Annotated in this window: 24 protein-coding genes and 1 tRNA gene; 8 read left to right on the forward strand and 17 right to left on the reverse strand. The window is 44.8% G+C overall.

The genetic code is table 11. The features are described from left to right. Positions 1-76 precede the first annotated feature (76 nt). Together R7M92_RS14390 and R7M92_RS14395 are read right to left on the reverse strand one after the other, a co-directional pair. Positions 77-1,768 carry a class I SAM-dependent methyltransferase gene (locus R7M92_RS14390; protein ID WP_318133686.1) on the reverse strand — a complete coding sequence of 564 codons (1,692 nt, stop codon included), beginning with the start codon at positions 1,766-1,768 and terminating at the stop codon, positions 77-79. A 163-nt stretch (positions 1,769-1,931) separates the two neighbouring features. Further along, a tRNA-Arg gene (locus tag R7M92_RS14395) sits at positions 1,932-2,008 on the reverse strand. Between the two features lie 203 nt (positions 2,009-2,211). Between R7M92_RS14395 and folD the strand changes: the two genes are divergently transcribed. Beyond that, positions 2,212-3,072: a bifunctional methylenetetrahydrofolate dehydrogenase/methenyltetrahydrofolate cyclohydrolase FolD gene (gene folD, locus R7M92_RS14400; RefSeq protein WP_005382297.1), complete on the forward strand. Its 861-nt coding sequence runs from the start codon at positions 2,212-2,214 to the stop codon at positions 3,070-3,072. A 68-nt stretch (positions 3,073-3,140) separates the two neighbouring features. Here the strand turns inward: folD and R7M92_RS14405 are convergent, their stop codons facing one another. From R7M92_RS14405 to R7M92_RS14420, 4 genes are all read right to left on the reverse strand, one after another. Further along, positions 3,141-4,340 (reverse strand): NupC/NupG family nucleoside CNT transporter, encoded by a 1,200-nt coding sequence (locus R7M92_RS14405; protein ID WP_005382298.1) that lies wholly within the window; start codon positions 4,338-4,340, stop codon positions 3,141-3,143. A 257-nt stretch (positions 4,341-4,597) separates the two neighbouring features. Then, positions 4,598-5,542: a LysR family transcriptional regulator gene (locus tag R7M92_RS14410; protein WP_017634801.1), complete on the reverse strand. Its 945-nt coding sequence runs from the start codon at positions 5,540-5,542 to the stop codon at positions 4,598-4,600. A gap of 87 nt (positions 5,543-5,629) precedes the next feature. Beyond that, complete coding sequence (locus tag R7M92_RS14415) at positions 5,630-6,601, reverse strand: lytic transglycosylase domain-containing protein (protein ID WP_054578015.1); 972 nt, start codon at positions 6,599-6,601, stop codon at positions 5,630-5,632. Positions 6,602-6,649: 48 nt separating this feature from the next. Next, positions 6,650-6,931: a YcgL domain-containing protein gene (locus tag R7M92_RS14420; RefSeq protein ID WP_005382303.1), complete on the reverse strand. Its 282-nt coding sequence runs from the start codon at positions 6,929-6,931 to the stop codon at positions 6,650-6,652. Between the two features lie 197 nt (positions 6,932-7,128). On the opposite strand from R7M92_RS14420, the gene minC reads away from it, so the two are divergent. Genes minC through minE form a run of 3 tightly spaced genes read left to right on the forward strand, consistent with a single transcriptional unit; the run spans position 7,129 to position 8,887 of the window. Then, complete coding sequence (gene minC / locus R7M92_RS14425; RefSeq protein WP_005382304.1) at positions 7,129-7,791, forward strand: septum site-determining protein MinC; 663 nt, start codon at positions 7,129-7,131, stop codon at positions 7,789-7,791. A gap of 17 nt (positions 7,792-7,808) precedes the next feature. Further along, the gene (minD, locus tag R7M92_RS14430) at positions 7,809-8,621 is read left to right on the forward strand and encodes a septum site-determining protein MinD (protein WP_005388331.1); all 813 of its coding nucleotides are present in this window, start codon (positions 7,809-7,811) and stop codon (positions 8,619-8,621) included. Between the two features lie 2 nt (positions 8,622-8,623). Then, complete coding sequence (minE, locus tag R7M92_RS14435) at positions 8,624-8,887, forward strand: cell division topological specificity factor MinE (protein WP_005388332.1); 264 nt, start codon at positions 8,624-8,626, stop codon at positions 8,885-8,887. A 77-nt stretch (positions 8,888-8,964) separates the two neighbouring features. On the opposite strand, the gene rnd is transcribed toward minE, so the two are convergent. From rnd to R7M92_RS14470, 7 genes are all read right to left on the reverse strand, one after another. Next, on the reverse strand, positions 8,965-10,083 hold the full coding sequence (rnd, locus tag R7M92_RS14440) for a ribonuclease D (RefSeq protein ID WP_318133688.1): 1,119 nt from the start codon (positions 10,081-10,083) through the stop codon (positions 8,965-8,967). Positions 10,084-10,162: 79 nt separating this feature from the next. Further along, positions 10,163-11,854, reverse strand: coding sequence for a long-chain-fatty-acid--CoA ligase FadD (gene fadD, locus R7M92_RS14445; protein WP_005382216.1), 1,692 nt, complete (start codon positions 11,852-11,854; stop codon positions 10,163-10,165). 106 nt (positions 11,855-11,960) lie between these two features. Then, entirely contained in the window at positions 11,961-12,815 is an 855-nt protein-coding gene (locus tag R7M92_RS14450) for an alpha/beta fold hydrolase (protein ID WP_104975961.1), read from the reverse strand. Positions 12,816-12,821: 6 nt separating this feature from the next. Beyond that, a complete protein-coding gene (locus R7M92_RS14455) occupies positions 12,822-13,379 on the reverse strand; it encodes a Slp family lipoprotein (RefSeq protein WP_005382214.1) in 558 nt (185 codons plus the stop codon). 41 nt (positions 13,380-13,420) lie between these two features. Continuing rightward, positions 13,421-13,726 (reverse strand): hypothetical protein, encoded by a 306-nt coding sequence (locus tag R7M92_RS14460; RefSeq protein WP_047102883.1) that lies wholly within the window; start codon positions 13,724-13,726, stop codon positions 13,421-13,423. A gap of 60 nt (positions 13,727-13,786) precedes the next feature. After that, entirely contained in the window at positions 13,787-14,488 is a 702-nt protein-coding gene (gene tsaB / locus R7M92_RS14465; protein WP_005382212.1) for a tRNA (adenosine(37)-N6)-threonylcarbamoyltransferase complex dimerization subunit type 1 TsaB, read from the reverse strand. Between the two features lie 29 nt (positions 14,489-14,517). Then, complete coding sequence (locus R7M92_RS14470; RefSeq protein WP_025766979.1) at positions 14,518-16,458, reverse strand: ATP-dependent DNA helicase; 1,941 nt, start codon at positions 16,456-16,458, stop codon at positions 14,518-14,520. Between the two features lie 218 nt (positions 16,459-16,676). Here R7M92_RS14470 and purU point away from each other — a divergent pair, with 218 nt between their 5' ends. Beyond that, entirely contained in the window at positions 16,677-17,510 is an 834-nt protein-coding gene (purU, locus tag R7M92_RS14475; RefSeq protein ID WP_005382206.1) for a formyltetrahydrofolate deformylase, read from the forward strand. Positions 17,511-17,842: 332 nt separating this feature from the next. Here purU and R7M92_RS14480 read toward each other — a convergent pair whose 3' ends face one another. After that, positions 17,843-18,439 carry a VOC family protein gene (locus R7M92_RS14480; RefSeq protein WP_318133690.1) on the reverse strand — a complete coding sequence of 199 codons (597 nt, stop codon included), beginning with the start codon at positions 18,437-18,439 and terminating at the stop codon, positions 17,843-17,845. Positions 18,440-18,659: 220 nt separating this feature from the next. Between R7M92_RS14480 and argS the strand changes: the two genes are divergently transcribed. The 3 genes from argS to R7M92_RS14495 all read left to right on the forward strand — a co-directional run bounded on the left by argS (position 18,660) and on the right by R7M92_RS14495 (position 21,618). Continuing rightward, positions 18,660-20,393, forward strand: coding sequence for an arginine--tRNA ligase (gene argS / locus R7M92_RS14485; protein WP_270007228.1), 1,734 nt, complete (start codon positions 18,660-18,662; stop codon positions 20,391-20,393). A gap of 124 nt (positions 20,394-20,517) precedes the next feature. Beyond that, positions 20,518-20,946 carry an HIT family protein gene (locus R7M92_RS14490; protein WP_039841466.1) on the forward strand — a complete coding sequence of 143 codons (429 nt, stop codon included), beginning with the start codon at positions 20,518-20,520 and terminating at the stop codon, positions 20,944-20,946. A 150-nt stretch (positions 20,947-21,096) separates the two neighbouring features. Next, positions 21,097-21,618 carry a YqhA family protein gene (locus R7M92_RS14495; protein WP_318133693.1) on the forward strand — a complete coding sequence of 174 codons (522 nt, stop codon included), beginning with the start codon at positions 21,097-21,099 and terminating at the stop codon, positions 21,616-21,618. Between the two features lie 108 nt (positions 21,619-21,726). Here the strand turns inward: R7M92_RS14495 and R7M92_RS14500 are convergent, their stop codons facing one another. From R7M92_RS14500 to R7M92_RS14510, 3 genes are read right to left on the reverse strand one after another with little or no spacing between them, the layout of a single operon-like run. Next, a complete protein-coding gene (locus R7M92_RS14500; RefSeq protein ID WP_005382192.1) occupies positions 21,727-21,957 on the reverse strand; it encodes a FeoC-like transcriptional regulator in 231 nt (76 codons plus the stop codon). After that, a complete protein-coding gene (feoB, locus tag R7M92_RS14505) occupies positions 21,954-24,230 on the reverse strand; it encodes a Fe(2+) transporter permease subunit FeoB (RefSeq protein WP_318133695.1) in 2,277 nt (758 codons plus the stop codon). Before feoB ends, R7M92_RS14500 begins: the two co-directional genes overlap by 4 nt. Further along, positions 24,230-24,457: a FeoA family protein gene (locus R7M92_RS14510; RefSeq protein WP_005382190.1), complete on the reverse strand. Its 228-nt coding sequence runs from the start codon at positions 24,455-24,457 to the stop codon at positions 24,230-24,232. Before R7M92_RS14510 ends, feoB begins: the two co-directional genes overlap by 1 nt. Positions 24,458-24,811 lie beyond the last annotated feature (354 nt).

Raw genomic sequence — 24,811 nt, forward strand, 5'->3', positions numbered from 1 at the left:
AAGCGCTGGTTAACCAGCGCTTTTTTGTTGGTTGCCTATCAGGTTCATATATCACGCTGTAACGGCAAACAAGACATTACCATTCCGCGATACAAAGGCGACTTTTAACACCACGAATTTGTAATCCCATCGCTTCAAAGACATGCTCAAAATCTTGACAAGATGCAGGCACATTAGGTAGCGACAATGAAGCCTCGGTAAAAAACGTCCGACTCAAATTATCCGTCTCTCCCCAAGCTAACTGCCACCAATCCAAAATTCGCGGCTTGGATGCGTTTAATCGATAGCTAGCAGGAATACGATCACGCTTGTTTAGGTTTTCAACCTTAGATGTTGGTAGTAAGTTCCACTTATCATTGTTGGGCCAATAAACAAATGGCAAACAGTGATCAACGTGATACTCATTTCGTAATTTGCTTCCACTCCATACACTGACAATGTCGCAATGGCTGAGCTTCAACTGTTCAATTCTCTTTCGCACGACTCGCGTATCATGGTCTTTATCAATCCAGACCAAACAATCATGATACGTTTGCAGTGGAATACCCCGCTCTTGATTAGACCGAAATCGTTGCATTTCCATAATCCATTGGTTGACCACCAGCGGCTCAATCCAAGAGTTATACAATCGAAAACAATCCCAAAGGCTTTCATCCAACACAAACAGCCCATAACCTTCGAGGAACTCGCTATCCACAACAATTGAACGTTTTGGCTTCTTAGCTGAACGAATCATTTCAAAGTAAGGGTTTGATTTATCACCTTGATAGGTAAAAGTGACGGGACCATCTTTTATGGTTTTTAAGCTGTCTTTTATCGCTTTATCAAGCGCCACTGCATCTTCACCAAAAAATGTCGTGCCTATAGCAAGATCATCAGGACTTAAATGGGAAAGTCTGCCCCAGCCATCGGGCTTTATAAAACCTAGCCCTTTAGACGAGTTCGAGCTTTGCTGGATGTTCTCTTTATCGATTAAACGCTTAAATTGACGAATCCAATATAAGCCAACTAATCCTAATGGGATTGCAACTTTACCTTCGCTGCGATCAACCACTGCACCAGAATGAGCGTCTGCAATACGTAGTAAAGTACGTAGTAGTGCGAGCTTATAGGTAGCCGATTTGGAATCATTGACGATAATGTGGCGAACCTTATTCAGATCACCGGAACCATCATCAGGCAAAGACATCACTACAGTTTGCCAAGATACACCCGTTCGCTTTAACTGATCGTCATCGAGAGATACGTTTCTCACCATTAAAGCGCTATTCTTTGCAAACTTTTCGAGCTCTTCAACCGATACGGGATAAGCTTTACGACCGTCAGAAAAGTCACCGTGACGAAGGCTAATCACCAATCGACCATTAGGCGCTAACAAATTTGCAAGTTTGCGAAATGCACGTTCACGGTGCGTAGGCGCAAGATGCATCCATACCGCACTGACAAGAATTAAATCGAAGCGAAAGCCAAGATTAATGGTTTTCTCAAGCTTAGGTAATGCATCTTCAAGCCAAGTAACGGAATCGCCACAGTAAGACTTACCAAGACTTAGAAGTGCTTGAGCAGGCTCAATCGCAACAACTTCACACCCATGCTCAGCCATCCATTTCGCGTCTCGACCAGAGCCCGCGCCAACATCTAACACACGATCTCCAGCCTGGGGCCAGAAGACTCTCCAACTCGCGTGGACATCCTCAAACTGGATCGATGTGTATTGCTTCGCGAAAGAGTCGGCGTGTCGGTCATAAAAGTTAGAAGTGGCAGGCATAAAGGTTAACGAAAGGTAATTAATATGCGTCCATATTAATTGCTAGAAATTGCAATGGCTAGAATGCCATTCAAAAGTTGTAGATAGAGTGGCAATTACAGCCAAAAACCTAAAAACGACAAAGCCCCGACAACTCAAAGAGTTATCGGGGCTTTTGAATAAATGGCACGCCCTATTGGATTCGAACCAATGACCACATCCTTAGAAGGGACGTGCTCTATCCAGCTGAGCTAAGGGCGCGCTACAGGGACAGGATTATACGAGTTCAAACGGGTAAATCAACGGGTTTTCATAACATTCTGATCTGAATGCCTAAAAAAAGTCCATTAAAACGCTTAATGTTCAAAAACACCACAAAGCAAACGTTTGCGTATGGATGTTAATAAGAAATTCTGCGACAATGCGCCGCAGATAATCTGCCTTCTTAATTTATAAGGAAAGTCATGACTGCTCAAAATATAGACGGAACTCTCATTTCCCAAACTGTTCGATCCGAAGTGGCTGCACGTGTTAAAGCACGTGTTGAAGCTGGGCTACGTGCTCCTGGTTTAGCAGTGGTTCTAGTTGGTGAAGATCCTGCTTCTCAGGTTTATGTCGGTAGCAAACGCCGCGCATGTGAAGAAGTTGGGTTTGTTTCTAAGTCTTTTGACCTTCCTGCGTCTAGCTCAGAAGAAGAGTTACTAGCTCTGATTGATGAATTAAACAACGATGATGAAATTGACGGCATTCTAGTGCAATTACCCCTTCCTGCGGGCATAGACACAACACATGTTTTAGAGCGCATTCACCCAGAGAAGGACGTGGATGGCTTCCACCCTTATAACGTTGGCCGTCTTGCGCAACGTATTCCAAAGCTTCGCTCTTGCACGCCAAAGGGCATAATTACCCTACTCGACCGTTACAACATTGAGCTACGTGGTAAACATGCGGTTGTGGTTGGCGCATCAAACATTGTTGGTCGTCCAATGACACTTGAGCTGCTGCTTGCGGGCTGCACAACAACAACATGTCACCGTTTTACCAAAGACCTAGAGAGTCATGTGCGTCAAGCTGACGTTGTCGTGGTGGCGGTTGGTAAGCCTAACTTCATCCCTGGTGAGTGGATTAAAAAAGGCGCAGTGGTGGTCGATGTCGGTATTAACCGTCTTGATTCAGGCAAACTAGTTGGCGACGTGGAATACGACAAAGCACGTGAAAGTGCGAGCTTTATTACTCCTGTTCCTGGTGGCGTTGGCCCAATGACCGTCGCAAGTTTAATTGAGAACACGATGCTCGCTTGCGAACAGTTCCACACAGACAAATAACGTAAAACTTCAGATACGAAAAAGGCTCCGCAAGGAGCCTTTTTGCTAATTGTTGATATCTATTTCAATTACAGACTTAAAATCACGCCCGCAATAGAAGCGCTCATTAAGTTCGCCATGACACCAGCGATAATCGCACGGAAACCATGCTTAGAGACAAATGCACGCTTTTCTGGTACCAAAGAGCCCAACCCACCAATCAGCATCGCCATGCTTGAGATATTTGCAAAACCACACAAAGCAAACGTCACGATTGCTTGTGAGTGTTCACTAAGTTGAGACTTCACTTCTGCAAGCTGGATGAAAGCGACGAACTCATTCACCACAATCTTGTTACCAATCAGCGAGCCTGCTGTGGTTGCTTCTTGCCATGGTATACCCAACAACCAAGCGACTGGCGCAAACACAAAACCTAGGATGAGCTCAAAACTTAATGGTGTCCCAATCAGATCACCTATCCAGCCTAACATGCCGTTTAGCATTGCAATGACACTAATAAACGCCAGTAACGTACCACCGACCGATACAGCAATGCGTACACCCGCCATGGCACCATCGGCTAATGCTTCTACTACGTTGGTTGCACGTGGAATTTCAACTTGGCTAATGTCGATATCTGCTGCTTTATCCGTATCTTCTGGCATTAAAATTTTTGCCATCAACAAGCCGGCAGGTGCCGACATAAATGCAGCAGCAATAAGATAATTGAGGTCGACACCCAGTGATGCGTAACCAACCAACGTTCCGCCAGCAACTGACGCTAAACCACCTGTCATAACTGCAAAGAACTGCGAGTCAGTCATGTGTTTTAGGTAAGGCTTTACCATTAATGGTGCTTCAATGGTGCCAACAAAGATATTCGCCGTAGCAGACAAAGACTCAGCACGACCGATACCTAGCAGCTTTTGAATACCACCACCGATAAAGTTAATGATTTTTGGCATCACACCAATGTGATAAAGACCTGAGATAAGAGAGGAGAAGAAAACGATGATACCCAGAACATTGATCGCAAAGGTGAAGCCCCCTGTCGCCAAATTACCGAATAAAAACGCAATGCCCTCTTGACCATAGTTGATCAAATTCGACACAACACTGCTCACTGAATTCAGCGCATCTCTTCCTGCTGGTACATATAAAACCAACAACGCAAACAGTACCTGCAAAGCAAACGCAAACGACACCGTTCTCAGCTTTATATTTTTTCTATTTGTAGAAAGTAGCCATGCTAGGAATAGTATGGCTACGATACCAATAATTGAGTTCATAAAATGAATCCGACAGAAGGGGGATATGGAAGGCACCGGATTGTATAGCGGACTCAAAATGCTGCAAGTTGAGGATGTTAACAGTGTGAAAAGTTTAAGCGACCAATAACTGACCAACAAAATAACCAATTGAATTTATTGAAGATAAACGTTTGCTTATTTTAATTATTTCCATATGGAAAATATGTTTCTGATTCAGGAAAAATTTTTGTGAAGTGAATCACCTTATGTGTCGTTCTACAACGTCATTGATCCTGTTATTTAGGAATAGAGATGTAAGGCGCCAAACGTTGGTCCCAATGACAAGGGTTGCCGATCTTCTGTTTGATAAAGTTAATCACTGCGGATATTTTTTTTGGCATATGTTGGCGGCTTGGGTATACCGCATAAAACGGCATCGACTGGCTGGCTTTCCAGTCAGGTAACAGCTGTATTAACTTACCCGTTCTGAACTCATCACCCAGCAAGTAAGTGGCAAGGTAGGCAATACCCCAACCTGCAATAGCCGCGTCCCGGACGGCTTCTGCCAGATCCACTGAATAGTTACCCGAGACTTTTACGTTCAATTCTTGCTGATCTTTGGTAAACGCCCACCCCGTATAGTCACGCTCCCAGCTTCTGTATATGAGGCAGTTGTGAGCAGATAGGTCATCCGGTTCTGTTGGCGTGTCATGTTTCAATAAGTAATCTGGCGATGCCGCAACAACAAACTGGCAATCCGTCAAACGCTGCGCAATGTAACCTTCAGGCAAATGCTCGTTGTTGGTTACCCATAAATCGAGCCCTTCGGCTAACATATCGACCTTATAGTCAAACAGATGTACTTCCACTTGAAGTTGAGGATACAGTTCGCGTAACTCTTGAATCGCTGGAATAATGTGTAAGGTACCAAATGATTGCGACAACCCAAGACGTACCAAACCTGCCACTTCATCCCGCTGGGTTTCCATCTCTAATGTGGCGCTGCTCACCGCTTGTACCACTTGCTCACAGTGATGAAAAAAGGTTTTCCCTGCCTCTGTCGGCGTAAAGCTTCGCGTAGTGCGTTGAACAAGCTTGATACCAAGAGACGCTTCTAACTGACTCAACTGTTTACTCACATGAGACACCGACACGCCTAAGCTCTTTGCAGCAGCTGTGAAGCTTTTGTGTTTAAGAAGAGCGGAGAAAATCACCATTTGTGCGGCACGTTCAGATAACACGCTTTACCTCGATTTGGTTATAGAAAAAACAAAGGGCTCCGAAGAGCCCTTGTATTGAAGACTGGATGCCGAATTGTTTGTGGCAGATCAGTATTTAATGCGGTCAGCCAAGTGGCTCACAGCAAGTGCGAAGTAGTAAGAGCGGTTCCACTTCATCAATACGTTGTAGTTATTGTAAACCAGATACGTACGACCATTCTCGTCGTCCGGCATGATCAACCATGCTTTGATGTCTTCATCCAGTTTTGGCAACGGGCTACCGTCATATTTTGTGATACCTAATTGGCTCCACTCTTGAAGGTATTTGCCTTTTTCAGCCGTGCGCCCTTCCAGGCTGCGATCAATATTTTTAGGAACCTTAACTTGGCGACCCCAGGTATATTTATCATCCCAACCAGACTTGCTCAAATAGTTAGCGGTTGATGCAAACACGTCCGCTTCAGATTGCCATATGTCTTTTTTACCATCACCGTTGCCGTCAGCAGCAAAACGAAGGAAAGAGCTTGGCATAAACTGGCATTGACCCATCGCACCAGCCCATGAGCCTTTAAAGTTCTCTAGCTCAATATGGCCTTGATCGAGGATCTGCAGTGCCGACATGGCCTCTTTACGGAAAAACTCTTCACGACGGCCTTCAAATGCCATTGTGGATAGTGCATCAATCACTTTAAAGTTGCCGGTAAACTTACCAAAGTTACTTTCAACTCCCCAAAGTGCCACAATAAAGCGCGGGTGGACACCGTACTCATCGCCTATACGCTTTAGCTCAGTGTAATGCTCTTTGTAGAGTTGTCTGGCTTGCTTCACCTTCCATTCAGGCACCGCGCGAGGAATGTACTCATCCAATGTCAGTTTCTTTTCTGGTTGGTTTCGGTCCGCTTTTACTGCTCGGGGCTTGTACTCAACATTAGCAAAAGCAGCACTAATGACCTGCTCTGAGATACCTTTATCACGAGCTTCAGCACGCAGCTTATTCAAGTATTCATCAAAACCCTCGCTACTTGCAAAAGCCGAGGTACACATACCAACGCTAAGCATGGTAGCCAGTATTTTTTTCATATTGCCCTCCTTGAGCAAGGCAGAAATCCCAGATGAAAAACGATGACGTTATTCGCCTTTCTGCTGGGCTTTTTGTTCTTTGTACTTTTCTAATAGGTTCTCCGGCGGCGGTGGAACCTGAAGAAAGAAGCCATCATTTTGTAATGAAGCCTTCACTTTTTCGATATCAACTTGTGCCAATTTACGGCCATCAAGTTTAATCGTCATGACAGCGATAGGCTTACCGAACATCTGCATTAAGGTGTCAGGAACCTGTGAAAAATCATCCTTTTTCGGAATATAGAGATAAGTACCTTCTTTTTTCGAGCTTTTATAAATAGAACAAAGCATGACACGCCTTTTATGCTGATTTAGCCGCGTTGAGTGCGGATTAGGTTGAAAACGTCAAATTCTCGCAAACTTAATAGCAAATTTGAGATTAATTCACCTATTTGCCCACGAGAGAACTTGCTGCGTCAAAGGATGAAATATAACATGACATACCTAGTTTAAGGCAACGCTCTTTCAATAAAGGCAAGAAGTCCACGATGACCCATTCACCAGACCTTAAAGGTAGCAGTTTTACATTGTCAGTTTTACACCTTTCTGACAATGAGATCGCAAAGACTGTCGAATTTTTGCAAGAAAAAGTTTCTCAAGCACCTTCTTTTTTTGCATCCGCGCCTTTGGTAATCAATATAGCAAAAGTACAAGGCGACATTGATTTCCCTAAGCTTAAACAAGGCATCTCAGATGCCGGTTTTATTCCGGTCGGTGTAACGGGCTGTAAAGACAAGCGTGTACAAAACCTTGCTTCCGAAGCTGGCTTCGCCATTATGTCGGCGAGCAAATCGCCAAGCCAAGCACCTGCCAAAATGGCACCAACGAAAGTAGTTCGTACGCCTGTCCGCTCAGGACAACAGATCTACGCAAAAGATGGTGATTTGGTGGTGCTAGCGCACGTAAGTGCAGGTGCTGAAGTCATTGCTGACGGCTCTATTCATATCCATGGCACACTTCGAGGTCGTGCGATTGCAGGAGCAAGTGGTCAGCAGGAAGCGCGTATTATTTGCCACGATTTACAAGCAGAACTGGTATCCATTGCGGGTGACTACTGGTTAAGCGATCAAATTGAAAGCGAGTACTGGCAAAAGAAAGTAATGATCAGTAAAGCCGATGAATCATTACATTTAGAAGTTCTCGCGATTTAATCTAAAAAGGAAAAAAAATGGCACGCATTATTGTAGTAACGTCTGGTAAAGGTGGCGTTGGTAAAACCACTTCAAGCGCAGCCATCGCCTCTGGTCTAGCTCTTAAGGGAAAAAAGACCGCGGTGATCGATTTTGACATCGGTTTGCGTAACCTCGATCTAATCATGGGCTGTGAGCGCCGCGTCGTGTATGACTTTGTAAACGTCATTAACGGCGAAGCGACATTAAACCAAGCGCTGATCAAAGATAAGCGCACGGACAACCTATTTATTCTTCCTGCTTCTCAAACTCGTGATAAAGACGCACTGACAAAAGATGGTGTTCAGCGCGTATTCGGCGAACTTGATGAAATGGGCTTTGATTTCATTATTTGTGATTCACCAGCAGGTATCGAGCAAGGCGCGTTAATGGCCTTGTACTATGCCGATGAAGCCATTGTCACAACGAACCCAGAAGTCTCTTCTGTGCGTGACTCTGACCGCATTCTCGGTATTTTAGATTCCAAGTCACTGCGTGCAGAACAAGGGCTAGAGCCAGTAAAACAGCACCTTCTACTGACTCGCTACAACCCATCTCGCGTCACTCAAGGCGAAATGCTAAGCGTTGAAGACGTAGAGGAGATCTTACATATTCCACTACTGGGCGTGATTCCAGAAAGCCAAGCCGTGCTTAACGCGTCAAACAAAGGTGTGCCAGTCACTTTTGACGATAACACCGATGCGGGTATGGCTTATTCTGACACCGTTGATCGCTTATTAGGCAATCAGGTTGAATTTCGTTTCCTTACTGAGGAGAAGAAAGGACTCTTTAAACGACTCTTTGGAGGCTAGACATGTCATTATTAGAATTTTTCCGTCCACAGAAGAAAACTTCTGCGAATCTAGCTAAAGAACGTTTGCAAATCATTGTCGCAGAGCGCCGCAGCCAAAATGATCCTGCGCCGTCTTACTTGCCTCAATTAAAAGAAGACATCTTGAAGGTGATCAGCAAGTACGTGGCAATTGATCCAAATATGGTTGACTTAACATTTGAGCACAAAGACGACGATATCTCAGTTCTTGAGCTGAATGTGAAGCTACCAGACGAAGAAAAGTAATCAGTTTCTCTCGCAAGACGAATGCTCTAATTAGAACGAAAAAGGTTGGCATCGAGGCCAACCTTTTTCATCTTTCATTACTTTAATGCTTTGTTCATCTTGTCGCCGAGTAAATCCAAACGCCACCCTTGCATCAAATCAGGCAATACTTCTGGGTCACGATCTTTTTTCCAAACCCAACTGATCAACTGATTGATCTGCTTTTTAGAGGCAAGGAACTCCGTGGCTAAACCTGACTTCTGCGAAGCCGATTTCACCAAGTCTTTCATATTTTTGAAGACCTGCTTGTAACCCGGATAGTCCATTAAACGCTCAATTTTCGCAGGATACTCTTCAGAAGGTGTTTGCTTCGCTTGTTTAACAATCGCGGCAATCTTCGCGCCATGGCGGTTAATCGCTCGGATATCAATATCTTCTGCTTCCATCTTCTTAAAGTTCGTTAAACCAAGACGAGCGACCGTTAATAGATCACCTTCTTTGAAGATAAAGTTCAGCGCTAAATCTCGTTTGATTGCTTCACGATAACGCCACGTCGCCAATGGCTTTAAAATCGCCAGCTCAGAAGGTTTTAATTGCCAAGCGCCCTTAATATCAAGGTAGGCATTCTCTTCATTGGTTACGCGAATACGTTTCGAAACGAGTAAATCACTTTCTTGCTGTACAGCTTCCCACCAACCTGCTTGCGTCACCTTATCGAACAGCTTTTCGTATAACGGTAACAAGTAATGAACATCTGCGGCAGCATAATCTAATTGCTTTTGTGTCAGTGGACGAGCCATCCAGTCGGTACGTGATTCACTTTTGTCGAGCTCTACGCCTAAATATTCTTCCACCAGCGATGCGAAGCCTGTCGATAGGCCGTGACCGAGAAAAGCGGCCATCAGCTGCGTATCCACCATAGGGAGTGGTGTACAACCAAAAGCGTTTTGGAAAACTTCTAAATCTTCACCACATGCGTGCAGCACTTTTAGCACAGAAGTATCTTTTAATAGCGCTACAAACGGCGTCATATCCGTTAATTCAGTCGGATCAATCAGCGAGAGGCGATTACCATCGAAAAGCTGAATCAGACCTAACTGCGGGTAGAAAGTGCGAATACGAACGAATTCGGTATCCAGCATCACTACGTCTGCCTCTCGGGCATGAGTGCAAACCTCTTCTAGGTCTTTGTTTTTAGTAATAATTTGATAATTCACATACTTCTCGCTATAAAAAATGCCAGCAAAACGCTGGCATTCTATCATTTTTTAAATCTCTCGACTCGACGAAATCGGCTTATGCGCTTTTCTTCGCAAGTTCAGCGTCATTCTCTTCGCGTAAAACACGACGCAAGATCTTACCGACATTGGTTTTAGGTAAGTCTTCGCGGAATTCAACCAACTTCGGAACTTTGTAGCCAGTTAGGTGTTCTCGACAATGCGCGATCACTTCGTCTTTGGTCAAGCTCGGATCGCGTTTCACGACATAAATCTTCACTAATTCACCAGACACTTCATGCGGCTGACCAATAGCAGCAACTTCAAGTACTTTGCCGTGTAGTGCTACAACGTCTTCAATTTCATTCGGGTAAACATTAAAGCCTGATACTAAGATCATGTCTTTCTTACGGTCAACGATATGCAGGAAGCCTTCGTCATCGAACTTAACGATGTCGCCAGTTGATAGCCAGCCGTCTTCGTTAATCGTATCTTTCGTTGCTTCAGGTCGTTGCCAGTAACCTTGCATAACCTGAGGACCACGAACTTGAAGTTCACCAGTTTCAGTATTCGCAAGAGCGTTGCCTTCTTCGTCCACGATACGAACTTCTGTTGATGGTACCGGCAGACCAATAGAGCCATTGTATTCAACAAGATCATGCGGATATGCCGCCACCAACGGAGAACACTCTGTTAGACCGTAACCTTCGAGCAAATAGCAACCCGTGGTCTTTTGCCATCTTTCTGCCACTGAGCGCTGCACTGCCATGCCGCCGCCAACGGCTAAACGTAGATTACTGAAATCCAACTCGTGGAAGTCTTCATTGTTGACCAATGCATTAAATAAGGTATTCACGCCCGTAATCGCAGTAAACGGATGCTTTTGTAGCTCTTTCACGAACCCTGGAATATCTCTAGGGTTGGTAATAAGTAAGTTACGACCACCCATTTCGACAAACAGCAGACAGTTTACGGTAAGAGCAAATACGTGATACAGCGGTAATGCTGTTACGACTAATTCACGCCCCGGAGATAAAACCGGTCCGTACGCGCCTTTTGCCTGTAGAACGTTCGCAATCATGTTGCGGTGAGTCAGAATCGCGCCTTTCGCGACACCTGTCGTCCCCCCCGTATATTGCAGGAATGCAATGTCATCCCCAGACATAAACGGTTTAACGTATTGTAGACGACGACCTTTACGTAGAGCCTGACGCATTGAGATTGCACCAGGTAAATCGTACTTAGGCACCATGCCCTTAACGTACTTCACGACAAAATCGACAATCGTACCTTTCGCTCGTGGCAGCATTTGACCAAGACTGGTTAACACTACGTGTTTGACTGGTGTTTTATCGACGATTTGTTCTAGCGTGTTCGCAAAGTTAGACACAATCACAATCGTCGTCGCACCTGAGTCATTCAATTGGTGTTCAAGTTCACGAGGAGTGTAAAGTGGGTTAACGTTTACGGCGATACAACCTGCACGCAAAATACCAAATAATGCTACTGGGTATTGCAGTAAGTTTGGCATCATCAGAGCAACGCGGTCACCCTTTTGCAGTTTTAACTCGTTTTGCAGATACGCTGCGAATGCGCGACTACGCTCTTCCAATTTACGGAAGGTCATAACCGAGCCCATGTTCATGAATGCTGGTTGGTCTGCATATTTTTGTACAGACTGTTCAAACATTTCTACCAAAGACTCATATTGCTCTGGATTAATGGTTTCAGGTACGTCACTTGGATAACGTGAAAGCCATGGTTTATCCACGATGTTACTCCTCGTTTATAACTGGCTAAAAAATAGCGTCCTTTTTATTTTGAAAGCTATTACAGCACAGCGAACGTGCTTGAGCACGCAACTCTCAAACACTTGTTTAAATTTTGTTAACTACACCAAGAATTCGCGTTGCGACCTCGAGTATTTGCTCTAAATGACAGTGATGACCACCCTTGACAGACACCACTTGCGGTGGGTTCTCTCCCCAATCAGCTTGGTTAGATGGTAAATTCTGAAATCCTTGATCGCCTAATACAATCAAATGAGGACAACGTATTTGGCTGGTAATCGAGTTAGCATGCGCTTGCGCCATTCGGTAAAGCGACGCACATTTTAACTTGGCGTCATGCCGCCAATACCATTTATCTCCTCGCTGCTCTGTTCCACGCTCGACTATCGGTAGAAGCTGCTCAGCGGTTAATTGGTTGGCTTGCATGCGTAATTTTAACGCCAGATCGAAGGAGGCAATGGCTCGCTCTGGCTTGTTTTGCTGTCTTATTCGACTTAAAACGCCATCGCGAAGACGAGGCAAACTGTTAGTAGGCTCTTCATTAAGAGGTCCTGCCCCCTCAATTTGCACAAGAGCTTCGACCTGCTCTGGAAACGCAGCACTATAGCAACTTGCGATTAAAGCACCAAGTGAATGCCCTACTAATATCAGTCTGTTTGGTGATAATTCATCCAAAAACTGATACAAATCGGCAATATAGTCGTGAAAGGGGTAATAATTATCGTGAGATTTATGACTCGATAAACCGTGACCAAAATGATCGATGGCGAGGAGGTGTAAGTGAGGATTAAGTTGATTCAACTGCTCCATGAGCGCTTTAAAGCTGCCCGCATTATCTAACCACCCATGAAGAAAAACGACTGACAAGTCAGCCGTTTTCTCGTTCCCTATCTCAAGGGCTGCCATTTTGCCGGCAGGAAGCTCGAATTGACGCTCATGCATCGCAGATTATTTGACCTGTTTTATCACTTTACCGTCTTGTGGGAAATCATTACGCCACATGCGGCAGTTAATCGAGTAACATGGGTAAAAGTAGGTTGGCGAGTCATACATGCGTACACGTTCTTCAATTTTCCATAAACGGTACCCTTCCCCCTTAATTACCGGGAAGATGTAACCGTGCTCACCGATCTTTCCTTCTTCTTCCCCTGCTCCTTTGCCTACAACCGTCACCAAACGGCCTTCACTAAAGGCGACAGGCTCTAAATAGCCATCAAAATAGGCGACAAAACGCCCCGTAGGCTCTTCATCAATATCAGGTTTACCAGACTTACTGATAGGAAGGTTTACAATCTCTAGACGCGTTTTATCTTTAAAGTTATCCACTTTAGCGATGATTCCACCAAGGCGAACATCTTCACTCACTTGCCCCTGAGACTCAGCAAAAGCTTTATAGTCTGTAACGACCAATTCTGTGCTTGCATTTAGCTCCTCTGGCAACGAGCTACACGCAGACAAACCAACCGTAGCAAATAATGCGAGAAAAAACCGTCCAAAAACCTTCATAAACCACCTTTCAATATTAGTAACCCCAAGCTGGGGAGATCTCACACGTAAATATCGACACCAAGTAATTGAGCCAGTTCCTCTTTTTTAGCTCGATTCATGACATCCATGTACTGCTCCATTGCTTTACGTGCGCCCCCTTCAGGAAGGTCATATTGCACTTGAGCTCGGTGAATTTGGGACTCATCCACGTGTTTTATGGAGTGCGCCACGGCGTTAGCAACCTTTGAAGGCTGACCTACAGGCTGCTTTGTTTGTGATTTATTTACCTGCTTCTTTTGACTGGCTTTATTAGTGCGATTTGCACCAGGAATCAAAGAAGGAGGCAAGCCATTAATCGACGCCATAGCACTCCATAAAAATACAGGGCAAACGCCCTGCTTTTTGTCAGGTTAATGAAAAACGGACTATTCGCGACCAGGAAGTTTTTTCCATGTCACATTATCACGTAAATAAACAGGGCTCGAATCTTCGACCGGCACGGTATTACCCTTTTTAAATTCTTGTTCAGCAAGAATCACGATGTCTTGTGAATCAGGGTACAGAACGTCACCATGCGTCAAATTAAACGGTAGGCCTGCTAATACTTCTTGGTAAGCATCCCAACCAGTACCTGCTGTCGTCCACGTTTTGTCGTCTGCTTGTGCTTCTTCAACGAGACGTGCTGGTGGAATTACGCACTCTGCATCCATCCCTGCCCACTCACCGTTTGCTTGGCGAGTGTAACGTGCCCAGTAAACTTCACCCATACGTGCATCAATGGCCACAGCGACATCGGTCACACCATGTAAGCGATAGCTACCTTGAGCCATTGCAGCCAGCGTTGAAACGCCGATCATAGGTAAGTCAGCACCGAACGCCAAACCTTGTGCGATACCAATACCGATACGAACGCCAGTAAAGCTACCTGGACCACGTCCAAACGCTAACGCATCCAGCTCTTGTAGAGTCAGGCCAGCTTCTTTGAGTACTTCATCAACCATTGGCAGTACTTTTTTGGTGTGATCGCGTGGTGCAACCGCGCTACGTGAAATCACTTGATCATTAGCCAACAACGCAACTGAACAGTTTTCAGTCGCTGTATCGATAGCAAGAATTTTTGCGCTCATTTAACTCTCTACAACTTTCATTTATTGGGTTATGCCTCAGCACTTGCGTCTGTGACAGATTGTTCTGCTTTCAGGAATGCTTTGATTCCATCTAAGTCTCGCGTCCTTGGGATAGGTGGTAGGCTTCCGAGGAAAATACCACCATAGTCTCGCGTGACGAGGCGATTATCACAAATGATCAACGCACCGTGATCCTTCTGATCTCGAATTAATCGCCCGACTCCCTGCTTTAACGTAATCACTGCATCCGGGATTTGTACTTCAGCAAATGGTTCACCGCCACGTAATCGACAATCCTCGATACGGGCTTTGAGTAACGGATCGTCAGGGGCGGTAAACGGTAATTTGTCGATAATAACACAGCTCAGCGCATCACCTCTAACATCAATCCCTTCCCAGAAGGCGCCTGTCGCCACGAGTAAAGCGTTACCCAGTTCCATAAACTCCGCCAAGGTTTTCTGCTTACTCATCTCCCCTTGCATTAACACAGGCAGCTCAAGTACTTCTCGGAACTTCTCACCTAGTTCACGCATCATGCTGTGCGAGGTACATAAAAAGAAGCAGCGACCATCATTTTCTTCAATCACCGGAGCAAGCATTCGGACTAACTTATCCGCTAAGCCGTTACTGTTTGGCTCTGGCAAATACCTTGGCACACAAAGGCGCGCTTGTTTTTGATAATCAAAGGGGGACGGCAGAGAAAATTGCTTTGTAGGCTTGAGGCCAAGGCGCTCAGTAAAGTGCTTGAAATCGCCCGATACGGCTAAGGTTGCTGACGTGAAAATCCACGCGCCTTGTTTAATCTCTATTTGCTCATGGAACTTGTCCGCGACAGAAAGAGGCGTAATGTGCAGAGCGAAATGACGAGGTGAGGTATCGTACCAGTATGAGTAACCGGTAATATCGACATCACATACCCGGTCTATACGGCCTTTGATCAAATTGGCTCGTTCAAAGGCCGTATCCAGTAATTGACTGCGCCCTAAAGCTATTTTGAGTACATCAATCGCCAATTCGAGGCTATCAGTTAAGCGCAATAATTCTCGCTTAATAGAACCTGATTGCAACGCCTCACGCCAGTTGCCACGAAAGCCTGGCTCACCCAATACAATCCGCATGTCCATTGCGCTTTGCATGAGTTTGTCGCCCACTTTTTGCAATTGACGCATATCTTTGGCTTCGGTGCGATAGGCTATTTCAATGTCTTTGGCAAGATCGTGAATTTGGCGGCTTGAAACTGACTGGCCGAAATATTCGCTCGCAATATCTGGCAACTGATGAGCTTCATCAAAAATAAACACATCGGCTTCTGGAATCAGTTCACCAAATCCTGTCTCTTTGATCGCTAAATCAGCAAGAAATAAGTGATGGTTCACCACAACAATGTCGGAATCCATGGCTCGCTTACGCGCTTTCAATACAAAGCAATCGGTGTAGCTCGGACACTCTTTACCTAAACAGTTATCATTGGTTGAGGTGATAGTCGGAATGATCATGCTGTCTTCTGGCAGATCATCACAATCACCAAGGTCACCTGTTTTGGTTTCTGATGACCAAGTACGCACTTTAACCAGTTGAGTTAATAACGTCGGGTCAGATTCATTAGTGTGGCTTTCGACCATTTGGCGGCTCAAACGATCCAAACACAGATAATTAGAACGCCCTTTTAATAACGCCACTTGGCCATAAAAACCAAGCGCATTGACCATGAGCGGTAAGTCACGATGGTACAACTGCTCTTGCAAGTTTTTCGAGCCTGTACTGATGATCACTTTTTTACCGCTCAACAGCGCAGGGACTAGGTATGCGAAGGTCTTACCGGTTCCGGTTCCTGCCTCCACCACCAACTGGGTTTGATCTTTGATCGCACTGCTGACGGCTTCCGCCATATCGATTTGTGGCTGACGAGCTTGAAAGCCAGGAATGGCCTTACCTAACGCGCCATCAGAGGAAAAAGTTTTTGCGATCATGCTTGGTATTGAGTTTGAAAAATTATCGAGAGTATATCAGAGGAATAGGAGTGACATCAGCCCACAATCTGACCAGCTTGCGGCGACACGCGGATATTTTGTTGAAACCAACGTAAGAATAGATTATTTATGGTGAAACATGGCAGTACAGTTACACCCGCCAGGGAATAATAACAAATTCGTACGCTAAAATATTAATGCATGGAAGTACCTGATTTATGGAAAAGAAAACACTGTTGACCCACTGTTCTGACGCCCCGGGTCTCATCTCGAAAATTACTAATATCTGTTACAAGCACCAACTCAACATCGTTCACAATAACGAATTTGTTGATAATACCAGTGGCCACTTTTTCATGAGGACGGAGCTGGAGGGATACTTCAACGATCAAACGTTTCTTGCCGACTTGGACCAAGCTCTCCCGCAAGGTGCTAAGCGTAAATTGGTTGGCTCTCGCCGTAAGCGCATCGTCATTCTCGTCACAAAAGAAGCGCATTGTTTAGGCGATATTCTGATGAAAACCTACGATGGAAGCCTAGATGTTGAGATCGCCGCTGTGGTGGGGAATTACGACAAACTGCAAACTCTCACTGAACGCTTCGACATTCCTTACCACCATGTGACCCATGAAAACCTTAGCCGTGAAGAACACGAGCAGAAGATGCTAGAAGTGATCGATCAATACGATGCTGACTTTTTGGTGCTAGCTAAATACATGCGCGTATTGACGCCGACGTTTGTTGAGAAATACCACCACAAAATCATTAATATTCATCACAGCTTCTTACCTGCTTTTATTGGCGCGAAGCCATATCAACAAGCTTACGATCGCGGTGTGAAAATCATCGGTGCAACAGCACACTTCGTGACTAATGATTTAGATGAAGGGCCGATCATCAAGCAAGACGTAATTCCTGTCGACCATACATTCAATGCCCAAGATATGGCGCAAGCGGGACGGGATGTAGAGAAGAACGTATTGAGTAAGGCTTTGAATAAAGTGATCAATGACCACGTCTTTGTTTACGGCAATAAGACGGTTATTCTTTAAATTCGCAGCTGATTGCTAGCTGCTAAAAACGCGTAATTTGAGAAGGCATTGTCTTTTCGTTACGCGTTTTTTATCTGTCGGTGGATGTTTTATTGAAGTGCTTGTAAGAGATTCCCGACTACGCTCCTTCGTCGCTTTCGGGAATGACGTAAATGAGGCATGAGCATGAGCATGAGCATGAGCATGAAAGCTAATTAGTACGCATCACTTAACCAAACGCAAACAACTCAAGCGCGTCATTCCGACGAGCTTAAGCGAGATCAGGAATCTCATATCCGCACACTGTGAGTTTAAGTGACCCCTCTGACTAACAGCGCACGACGTAAAGCAAGTTACGCCTGCTCAGACTCCACAATACGCTTAAGTGAATGCGGGTGCAGTTTGATACAAATGTCTTGGTACTTAAACGCCACCGTTGGGTTATTCAAGCGTTCGCCATCCCCTTTCGGGCTCGACAGTTTGATCTTCACACCCAGCTCTTCCAACTCATTAAAACGCGCCCCAAACGCTGGGTAAGTGTGTTTCAAATCAGCAAGAAACTCATCTGCGGTTTCGGCATGAGACGGAATCACAAACTCCACATGTTCCCAGCTTTCAATTGGGTAGATTTTGCCTTCCGCAGGGTATGGCAGTTCCAGACACTCAATCTTCCAGCCACGACTTTCCAACGCTTTATCGAATTCGATAACGATGATTGGGCGACCGTTGATTTTCGCTTGTGAAATCACCTTACCGTATTGATTCCATGCTTCATGCGCGGCTTTTGCTGTTTCAGTATCATTAATTCGCAGCGCAATATGGTCAGCTTGAGCAAAGCTCAGATCCAGTTTTAACAGGGATGCAAGCTCTTCAATCTTCGCCATAAATGCATCCAGATCTTGGATCATCAATTTAGGCGCTAGGCGTTTTTCAACTAGTTGAGTCGTCATTGTGGTTCTCTTTTGGGGCGATTTATCTCATTACTCTGAGCGCAATAGTAAACGCAAACCAAACCACATTTCCATTCAATCGAAAAAGTATAAATTTCCCCAATTCCTCTCTGTATGAAAAGCAATAAAGTTGTTATCATTAGCCCCATTTTTGTGAACTCCAACAGAACTCGGCACTTACTTCGCCGAGTTCTTCGTCCTTGAATTGAAGGAAACGCGTGTGAATATCCAAGCACTTATTAATGACAAAGTATCTCAGGCTCTAGAAGCCGCTGGCGCACCTGCAGGCAGTCCTGCGGCAGTACGCCAATCAGCAAAGCCACAATTTGGTGACTACCAAGCAAACGGCGTAATGGGCGTTGCTAAAAAACTGGGTACTAACCCACGAGAATTTGCACAGAAAGTACTGGATGTTCTAGACCTAGATGGTATTGCAAGCAAGACAGAAATCGCTGGTCCTGGTTTCATCAACATTTTCCTAAGCGAAGAGTTCCTAGCAAAACAAGCGGAAGCAGCGCTGGCTGACTCACGTCTTGGCGTTGCAGCAGACGAAGCTCAAACTATCGTTGCTGACTACTCTGCACCAAACGTTGCTAAAGAAATGCACGTTGGTCACCTACGTTCAACCATCATCGGTGATGCGGTAGTACGTACTCTTGAGTTCCTAGGTCACAAAGTGATCCGTGCGAACCACATCGGCGACTGGGGTACTCAGTTCGGTATGCTCATCGCAAACCTTGAGCGTGTACAACAAGAGTCTGGCGAAGTTTCTATGGAACTTGCGGACCTTGAAGGCTTCTACCGCGAATCGAAAAAGCTGTACGATGAAGATGAAGACTTCGCAGTAAAGGCGCGAAACTACGTTGTGAAACTGCAAAGCGGTGACGAGTACTGTGCAGAAATGTGGAAAAAACTCGTTGATGTAACCATGATCCAAAACCAGCGCAACTACGACCGTCTAAACGTGTCACTGACTCGTGACGACGTGATGGGCGAGAGCATGTACAACGACATGCTTCCTAAGATCGTTGCAGACCTAAAAGAACAAGGTCTTGCCGTTGAAGATGATGGCGCGCAAGTTGTATTCCTAGATGAATACAAGAACAAAGATGGCGAACCAATGGGCGTTATCGTTCAAAAACGCGATGGCGGTTTCCTATACACAACAACAGACATCGCATGTGCAAAATATCGTTATGAAGAGCTAAGCGCAGACCGTGTGCTTTACTTCATCGACTCACGTCAACACCAGCACCTAATGCAAGCTTGGACAATTGTTCGTAAAGCAGGCTACGTACCAGAGTCAGTATCTCTTGAGCACCACGCGTTCGGCATGATGCTTGGTAAAGATGGTAAGCCATTCAAGACTCGTGCGGGTGGTACCGTTCGTCTTGCCGACCTTCTAGATGAAGCAGAAGTTCGTGCAGCACAACTGATCGAATCTAAAAACCCTGAACTAGATGCGGAAGAAAAAGAGAAGATCTCTAAAACAGTTGCAATGGCAGCGGTTAAATACTCTGACTTATCTAAACACCGTACCACGGACTACGTGTTCGATTGGGACAACATGTTAGCGTTTGAAGGTAACACAGCACCATACATGCAATATGCATACACTCGCGTAGCTTCTATTTTCGCTAAAGCTGGTGTTGCTATGGACACTCTCCAAGGTGACATCAAAATCACTGATGAGAAAGAGAAAGCACTTATTGCTAAACTTATGCAGTTCGAAGAAGCGGTTCAATCTGTCGCTCGCGAAGGCCAACCGCACATCATGTGTAGCTACCTATTCGAACTAGCAGGTCAGTTCTCTAGTTTCTACGAAGCGTGCCCTATCCTAGTTGCTGAAGACGAAGCTGTGAAACAAAGCCGTCTGAAACTAGCAGCGCTAACAGCGAAGACCATCAAGCAAGGTCTGTCTCTACTAGGTATTGATACTCTAGAGCGTATGTAATCCGCTTTTACGTAGGTAGCTTAAGTAGCACAAGCTAAATGATGACAAAGGTTGACGTGAAAGCGTCAACCTTTTGTTTTATCTGGCGTATACTGATGTCATTCAATTCAAATCGGACAACATAATGAGTTTTGAACTGCACCCTCAACTGGCAAAAGACACCACCGTTATCGGCCACTTCCCTCTGTGTGTGGCGCTTCTGCATAAAGACAATGCTGTGCCATGGGTTATCTTGGTACCAAAACGTGCAAACCTAAAAGAGCTTCACCACTTGCCAATGAAAGAACAGCAACAGTTTTTGCTAGAGTCTCAAGCGGTAAGCCAAGCACTGGAAGCAACATTCCGTCCAGACAAGTTAAACCTCGGTGCACTAGGTAACATGGTGCCGCAACTGCACATTCACCATATCGCTCGCTTCAAAGATGACATAGCATGGCCGGGACCGGTTTGGGGTAATACCAAAGGTGAATTCCGTACAGAAGAAGAGCAAAACGAATTGCTTGGTCGTATTAAGAACGTGTTATCACTGAGCTCTATTTTCCAAAAAGCATAAGCACTGTAAGCGAAAATAATTCGCCTTTGAATACGGCTGAAATAGACAGAGAAAGATTAATACGTATTTGTAACAATCTTTCTCATTTTTCTGGGATTATCACTAAAATAAAACTTGTTTAGACTACCAGCTCAGTTAGAGAGGGTCATCATGAAACAAGTCTTCAACACATTCCGATACGTCAGCTGGATCGCCATCATCTGTTCTATGGCTGCTTCATTCTTGCTTTTTCTTATGGGTGCAGCAAAAACCTATTCGGCATTTGCGGTCTTCATTCTCAATCAAACACCTCCAGAAGCACTCGCACATTTAGATAAAGCAGACATCGCGATCGCTTATTTGATCAAGTCACTGGATACGTTTCTTGTCGCACTAGTTTTGTTCATCTTTGCTCACGGCATCTACACACTATTTATTTCCAACAAAGCTAAAGCGAAAACACAAGAGCAGTCGGTTTTGCATTGGATCAGAACCCCAAACATCGGCCATCTAAAAAACATTTTGGCTGAAGTCATCATCGTGATCTTGTTTGTGAAATTCTTAGAGCTCGTGCTGATTAACTTCAACAGCTTAGATTGGACGATCTTAACATTACCTATTTCGATTTTAGTTTTAAGTCTTGGTTTGAAGTTCCTAGGGTTAGGCGCGACTAAACACTCTGAAGAGCATTAATTTCGCTGTATTCACAAACAATAACCAGCAAAAGAAAAGCCGCATCATTGCTGATGCGGCTTTGTCGTTTTTACGTGATAATTTTTAGGTGACTAATTTTGATAGTCGCTACATGGTGACTGTCAGAGACAAACCATCTTGTTTAGTCACTGAGTAGCGAACACGAGTCACGTCATGAGCTTTATTAGTGTCAACTAAGCGGCTAATTTTGCCCTTCTTAATCCACACGTTTAACATCGCGTCGGCGCCATCTTCACTCATCCCAAACTGTTTAGCCAGATCTGACTGGGAGACGGTTCCTTTGTCTGCAATGTATTGATAAAGCTCTTTTAAAATCATGCTATTTGCGCCTCTAATGCACCGTTTTGTTTCTTACCAACTTGTTTGAACACACGGTATGTGCCAAAGAAGATAGCTACGATCACAGCCATCCAAATACCACTTGTTACTGGGCTATCTGCGAAATGCGTCAATTGGTTGTAGAACGTCGCACATAGGTAAGCCAAGCCCATTGTCCAAACCGCGATAAAGCGTGCGAACTTATGACCAAACTCACGTACGTAAGCCCCCATCGCCGCCACACAAGGAGTGTACAGTAGGATAAAGATTAGGTAAGCAAATGCGGCATTGCCAGAAGCAAACTGCGATTTAATGTTACCGAAGATAGAAGCATCGACTTCTTGTTCTTCGGCAACGGCATTTGAGTCAGTTAAGTCACCCACTTCAATGCCTAGTGGATCTGAGTAGCTCAAACCGGCTAAGTTTTCAGGGATACTCATTACTGCCTCTTCTAGGCTGCCCATTAGATCAAATTCTGCGTCTTCACCGTCACTTGGCGTGGTGTATAGACTGTTAAGCGTACCAACTACCGCCTCTTTTGCGAAGATACCGGTAATGATACCAACCGTCGCTGGCCAGTTATCTTCTTGAACACCGATTGGCGCGAATACTGGAGTTACAACTTGCGCAGCTTTAGAAAGCACCGAGTTTTCGCTGTCTTCATTACCAAAACTGCCATCAGTACCCAATGAGTTGAAGAAACTCAGAATAGCAACAACGATCACGATGGTTTTACCTGCACCAAGTACAAAGCGCTTTAGCTTTTGCCAAGTTTTGATCACCACGTTTTGTAGCGTCGGAAGTTCGTAATCAGGCATTTCCATTACTAGGCTGTCACTGCTACCTGGGTAAAGCGTGTGCTTAAGGAAAAGACCTGTGAAGATCGCTGCTACAATACCAAGTAGGTAAAGTGCGAATACAATGTTCTGACCAGAACCAGGGAAAAATGCCGCAGCGAATAGTGCGTATACAGGCAGACGAGCACCGCATGACATAAATGGCGCCATAGATGCAGCAAGTTTACGCTCACGTTCTTGGTCTAGAGTGCGAGTTGCCATGATTGACGGAACGTTACAGCCAAAACCAAGAACCAACGGTACAAATGCTTTGCCCGGTAGGCCGATCTTCTGCATCACTTTATCTAGTACGAATGCTGCACGAGCCATGTAACCTGAGCTCTCAAGTACCGCTAGGAAGAGGTACAAACACGCGATAACCGGAATGAAGGTTGCAACTGTCTGGATACCACCACCGATACCATCAGCAAGAACCGTCACTAACCACACAGGCAAATGACCGTCTAACAAGTGATGCCCACCATCAACCAACAATGCGCCCACACCAATGTCAAAAAAGTCGATAAATGCACTACCGATGTTAATCGAGAACATAAACATCAGGTACATAACAACAAAGAAGAAAGGAATTCCAATCCACTTGTTCAAAATAAACTGGTCGAGTCTTTCAGTCACACTACGACTTAACTTGCCTTCGCTTCGGCGAACTTTTTTACACTGTTCATGCAGATGCGTGTACTTAGTATCCGCGACATGCAAATCGATATCCAAATCTAACGTCGTAATGACTTCCAATACTTTGCTTCTATCAATATCAGAAAGACTATTGAGCACCATTGTGTCTTTTTCAAGCGCACGAATCGCTAGTGCACGATGAGCGACGGTTTGGTCGTTAAAAAGTGCGGAAACCGTTTGAATTGCCGACTCCATCCTCTCACCGTAATGCAAAGACAATTCCTTAAGTGGCACTCCTTGAACGATGGATTTATGAAGCTTTTCTTTAAACTCTGCCACTTGAGTTTTATTGGTTGCAGATAAACTGACAACCGGACAACCTAACGTTTTCTCAAGCTCTGCAACGTTAATCATCTGACGTTCACGCTTTAGCGCATCCATCTTGTTGAGGACAACAATCATAGGGCGACCAAGTTCGCGAAGTTGCAGCGTCATATATAAGCTGCGCTCTAAACTTGTAGCATCCACCACGTTAATAATGAGATCAGCAGGATGAGTTAGAACCGCACGCGATGCGATGGATTCATCAATACTATTACTATCATTACCACTGTCTAATGAGTAAATACCCGGAAGGTCAGTGAGCAAAAACTCATCCCCAGCATGCTTGAATTGTCCCGTTTTCTTTTCAACCGTGACGCCTGCCCAGTTACCAACTTGCTGTTTTGCGCCAGTTAAACCATTAAATAGCGTCGTTTTACCACTATTAGGGTTACCTACGGTTAGCACTTGATATTGCATTACACTCGCTCCACTTCAATTTTCTGAGCAATTGTTTCTCGCAATGCGACAGACACACCACGGACTTCGACTTGTAAAGGATCGCCCATTGGCGCACGTCGAATCACTTTGACTTCTGTATTGGGAAGCAGCCCCATTACCATGAGTTTCTTTCTGATATCTGATGAAAGACCATCTAACAACCGAATCGTCACCGTATCGCCAGGATTAATCTCTGATAACTTCATAGTGGCCCTTAAGAGTATTGCTAATGAGAAATATTATTATTTAATAAGTTTAGGTTGCCAATATTACTCCCCTATACCCCTTCAATCCTTGTGTGAAATCAAAGATTCCGTAAATGTTTTCACGCTTTCAAACGTTAACTTCGTAAATTTCCTCTCGTTATTTACGTCAAAATTAACAATTAAAAATGACACCTAACGAAACAAAAATGTCACAAACCAAGACAGAAAACAAAAAATTCAAATTAAAACAATGGTTTAATTAAAAAACCAAACATTGTCGCTTTTCTCATATAAACATGGCGTTATTTTTATAAGAAAAATAAGTAACCTCTCGTATAGTTACTCCATCGAGAG

Origin of the sequence: Vibrio sp. Vb2880 (genome assembly GCF_033337975.1) — a bacterium.
In the GTDB taxonomy this organism is placed as follows: Bacteria; Pseudomonadota; Gammaproteobacteria; order Enterobacterales; family Vibrionaceae; genus Vibrio; species Vibrio alginolyticus.

Excerpts from the sequence above, each read along its gene's own strand:
- R7M92_RS14510 (WP_005382190.1), bottom strand. The coding sequence starts at position 24,457 with ATGAAGTTATCAGAGATTAATCCTGGCGATACGGTGACGATTCGGTTG.
- R7M92_RS14455 (WP_005382214.1), bottom strand. The coding sequence starts at position 13,379 with ATGAAGGTTTTTGGACGGTTTTTTCTCGCATTATTTGCTACGGTTGGT.
- R7M92_RS14405 (WP_005382298.1), bottom strand. The coding sequence starts at position 4,340 with ATGAACTCAATTATTGGTATCGTAGCCATACTATTCCTAGCATGGCTA.
- purU (WP_005382206.1), top strand. The coding sequence starts at position 16,677 with ATGGAAAAGAAAACACTGTTGACCCACTGTTCTGACGCCCCGGGTCTC.
- R7M92_RS14470 (WP_025766979.1), bottom strand. The coding sequence starts at position 16,458 with ATGATCGCAAAAACTTTTTCCTCTGATGGCGCGTTAGGTAAGGCCATT.
- minD (WP_005388331.1), top strand. The coding sequence starts at position 7,809 with ATGGCACGCATTATTGTAGTAACGTCTGGTAAAGGTGGCGTTGGTAAA.
- R7M92_RS14490 (WP_039841466.1), top strand. The coding sequence starts at position 20,518 with ATGAGTTTTGAACTGCACCCTCAACTGGCAAAAGACACCACCGTTATC.
- R7M92_RS14495 (WP_318133693.1), top strand. The coding sequence starts at position 21,097 with ATGAAACAAGTCTTCAACACATTCCGATACGTCAGCTGGATCGCCATC.
- minE (WP_005388332.1), top strand. The coding sequence starts at position 8,624 with ATGTCATTATTAGAATTTTTCCGTCCACAGAAGAAAACTTCTGCGAAT.
- folD (WP_005382297.1), top strand. The coding sequence starts at position 2,212 with ATGACTGCTCAAAATATAGACGGAACTCTCATTTCCCAAACTGTTCGA.
- R7M92_RS14500 (WP_005382192.1), bottom strand. The coding sequence starts at position 21,957 with ATGATTTTAAAAGAGCTTTATCAATACATTGCAGACAAAGGAACCGTC.
- R7M92_RS14450 (WP_104975961.1), bottom strand. The coding sequence starts at position 12,815 with ATGCATGAGCGTCAATTCGAGCTTCCTGCCGGCAAAATGGCAGCCCTT.
- R7M92_RS14420 (WP_005382303.1), bottom strand. The coding sequence starts at position 6,931 with ATGCTTTGTTCTATTTATAAAAGCTCGAAAAAAGAAGGTACTTATCTC.
- R7M92_RS14415 (WP_054578015.1), bottom strand. The coding sequence starts at position 6,601 with ATGAAAAAAATACTGGCTACCATGCTTAGCGTTGGTATGTGTACCTCG.
- R7M92_RS14460 (WP_047102883.1), bottom strand. The coding sequence starts at position 13,726 with ATGGCGTCGATTAATGGCTTGCCTCCTTCTTTGATTCCTGGTGCAAAT.
- R7M92_RS14480 (WP_318133690.1), bottom strand. The coding sequence starts at position 18,439 with ATGACGACTCAACTAGTTGAAAAACGCCTAGCGCCTAAATTGATGATC.
- feoB (WP_318133695.1), bottom strand. The coding sequence starts at position 24,230 with ATGCAATATCAAGTGCTAACCGTAGGTAACCCTAATAGTGGTAAAACG.
- minC (WP_005382304.1), top strand. The coding sequence starts at position 7,129 with ATGACCCATTCACCAGACCTTAAAGGTAGCAGTTTTACATTGTCAGTT.
- tsaB (WP_005382212.1), bottom strand. The coding sequence starts at position 14,488 with ATGAGCGCAAAAATTCTTGCTATCGATACAGCGACTGAAAACTGTTCA.
- R7M92_RS14390 (WP_318133686.1), bottom strand. The coding sequence starts at position 1,768 with ATGCCTGCCACTTCTAACTTTTATGACCGACACGCCGACTCTTTCGCG.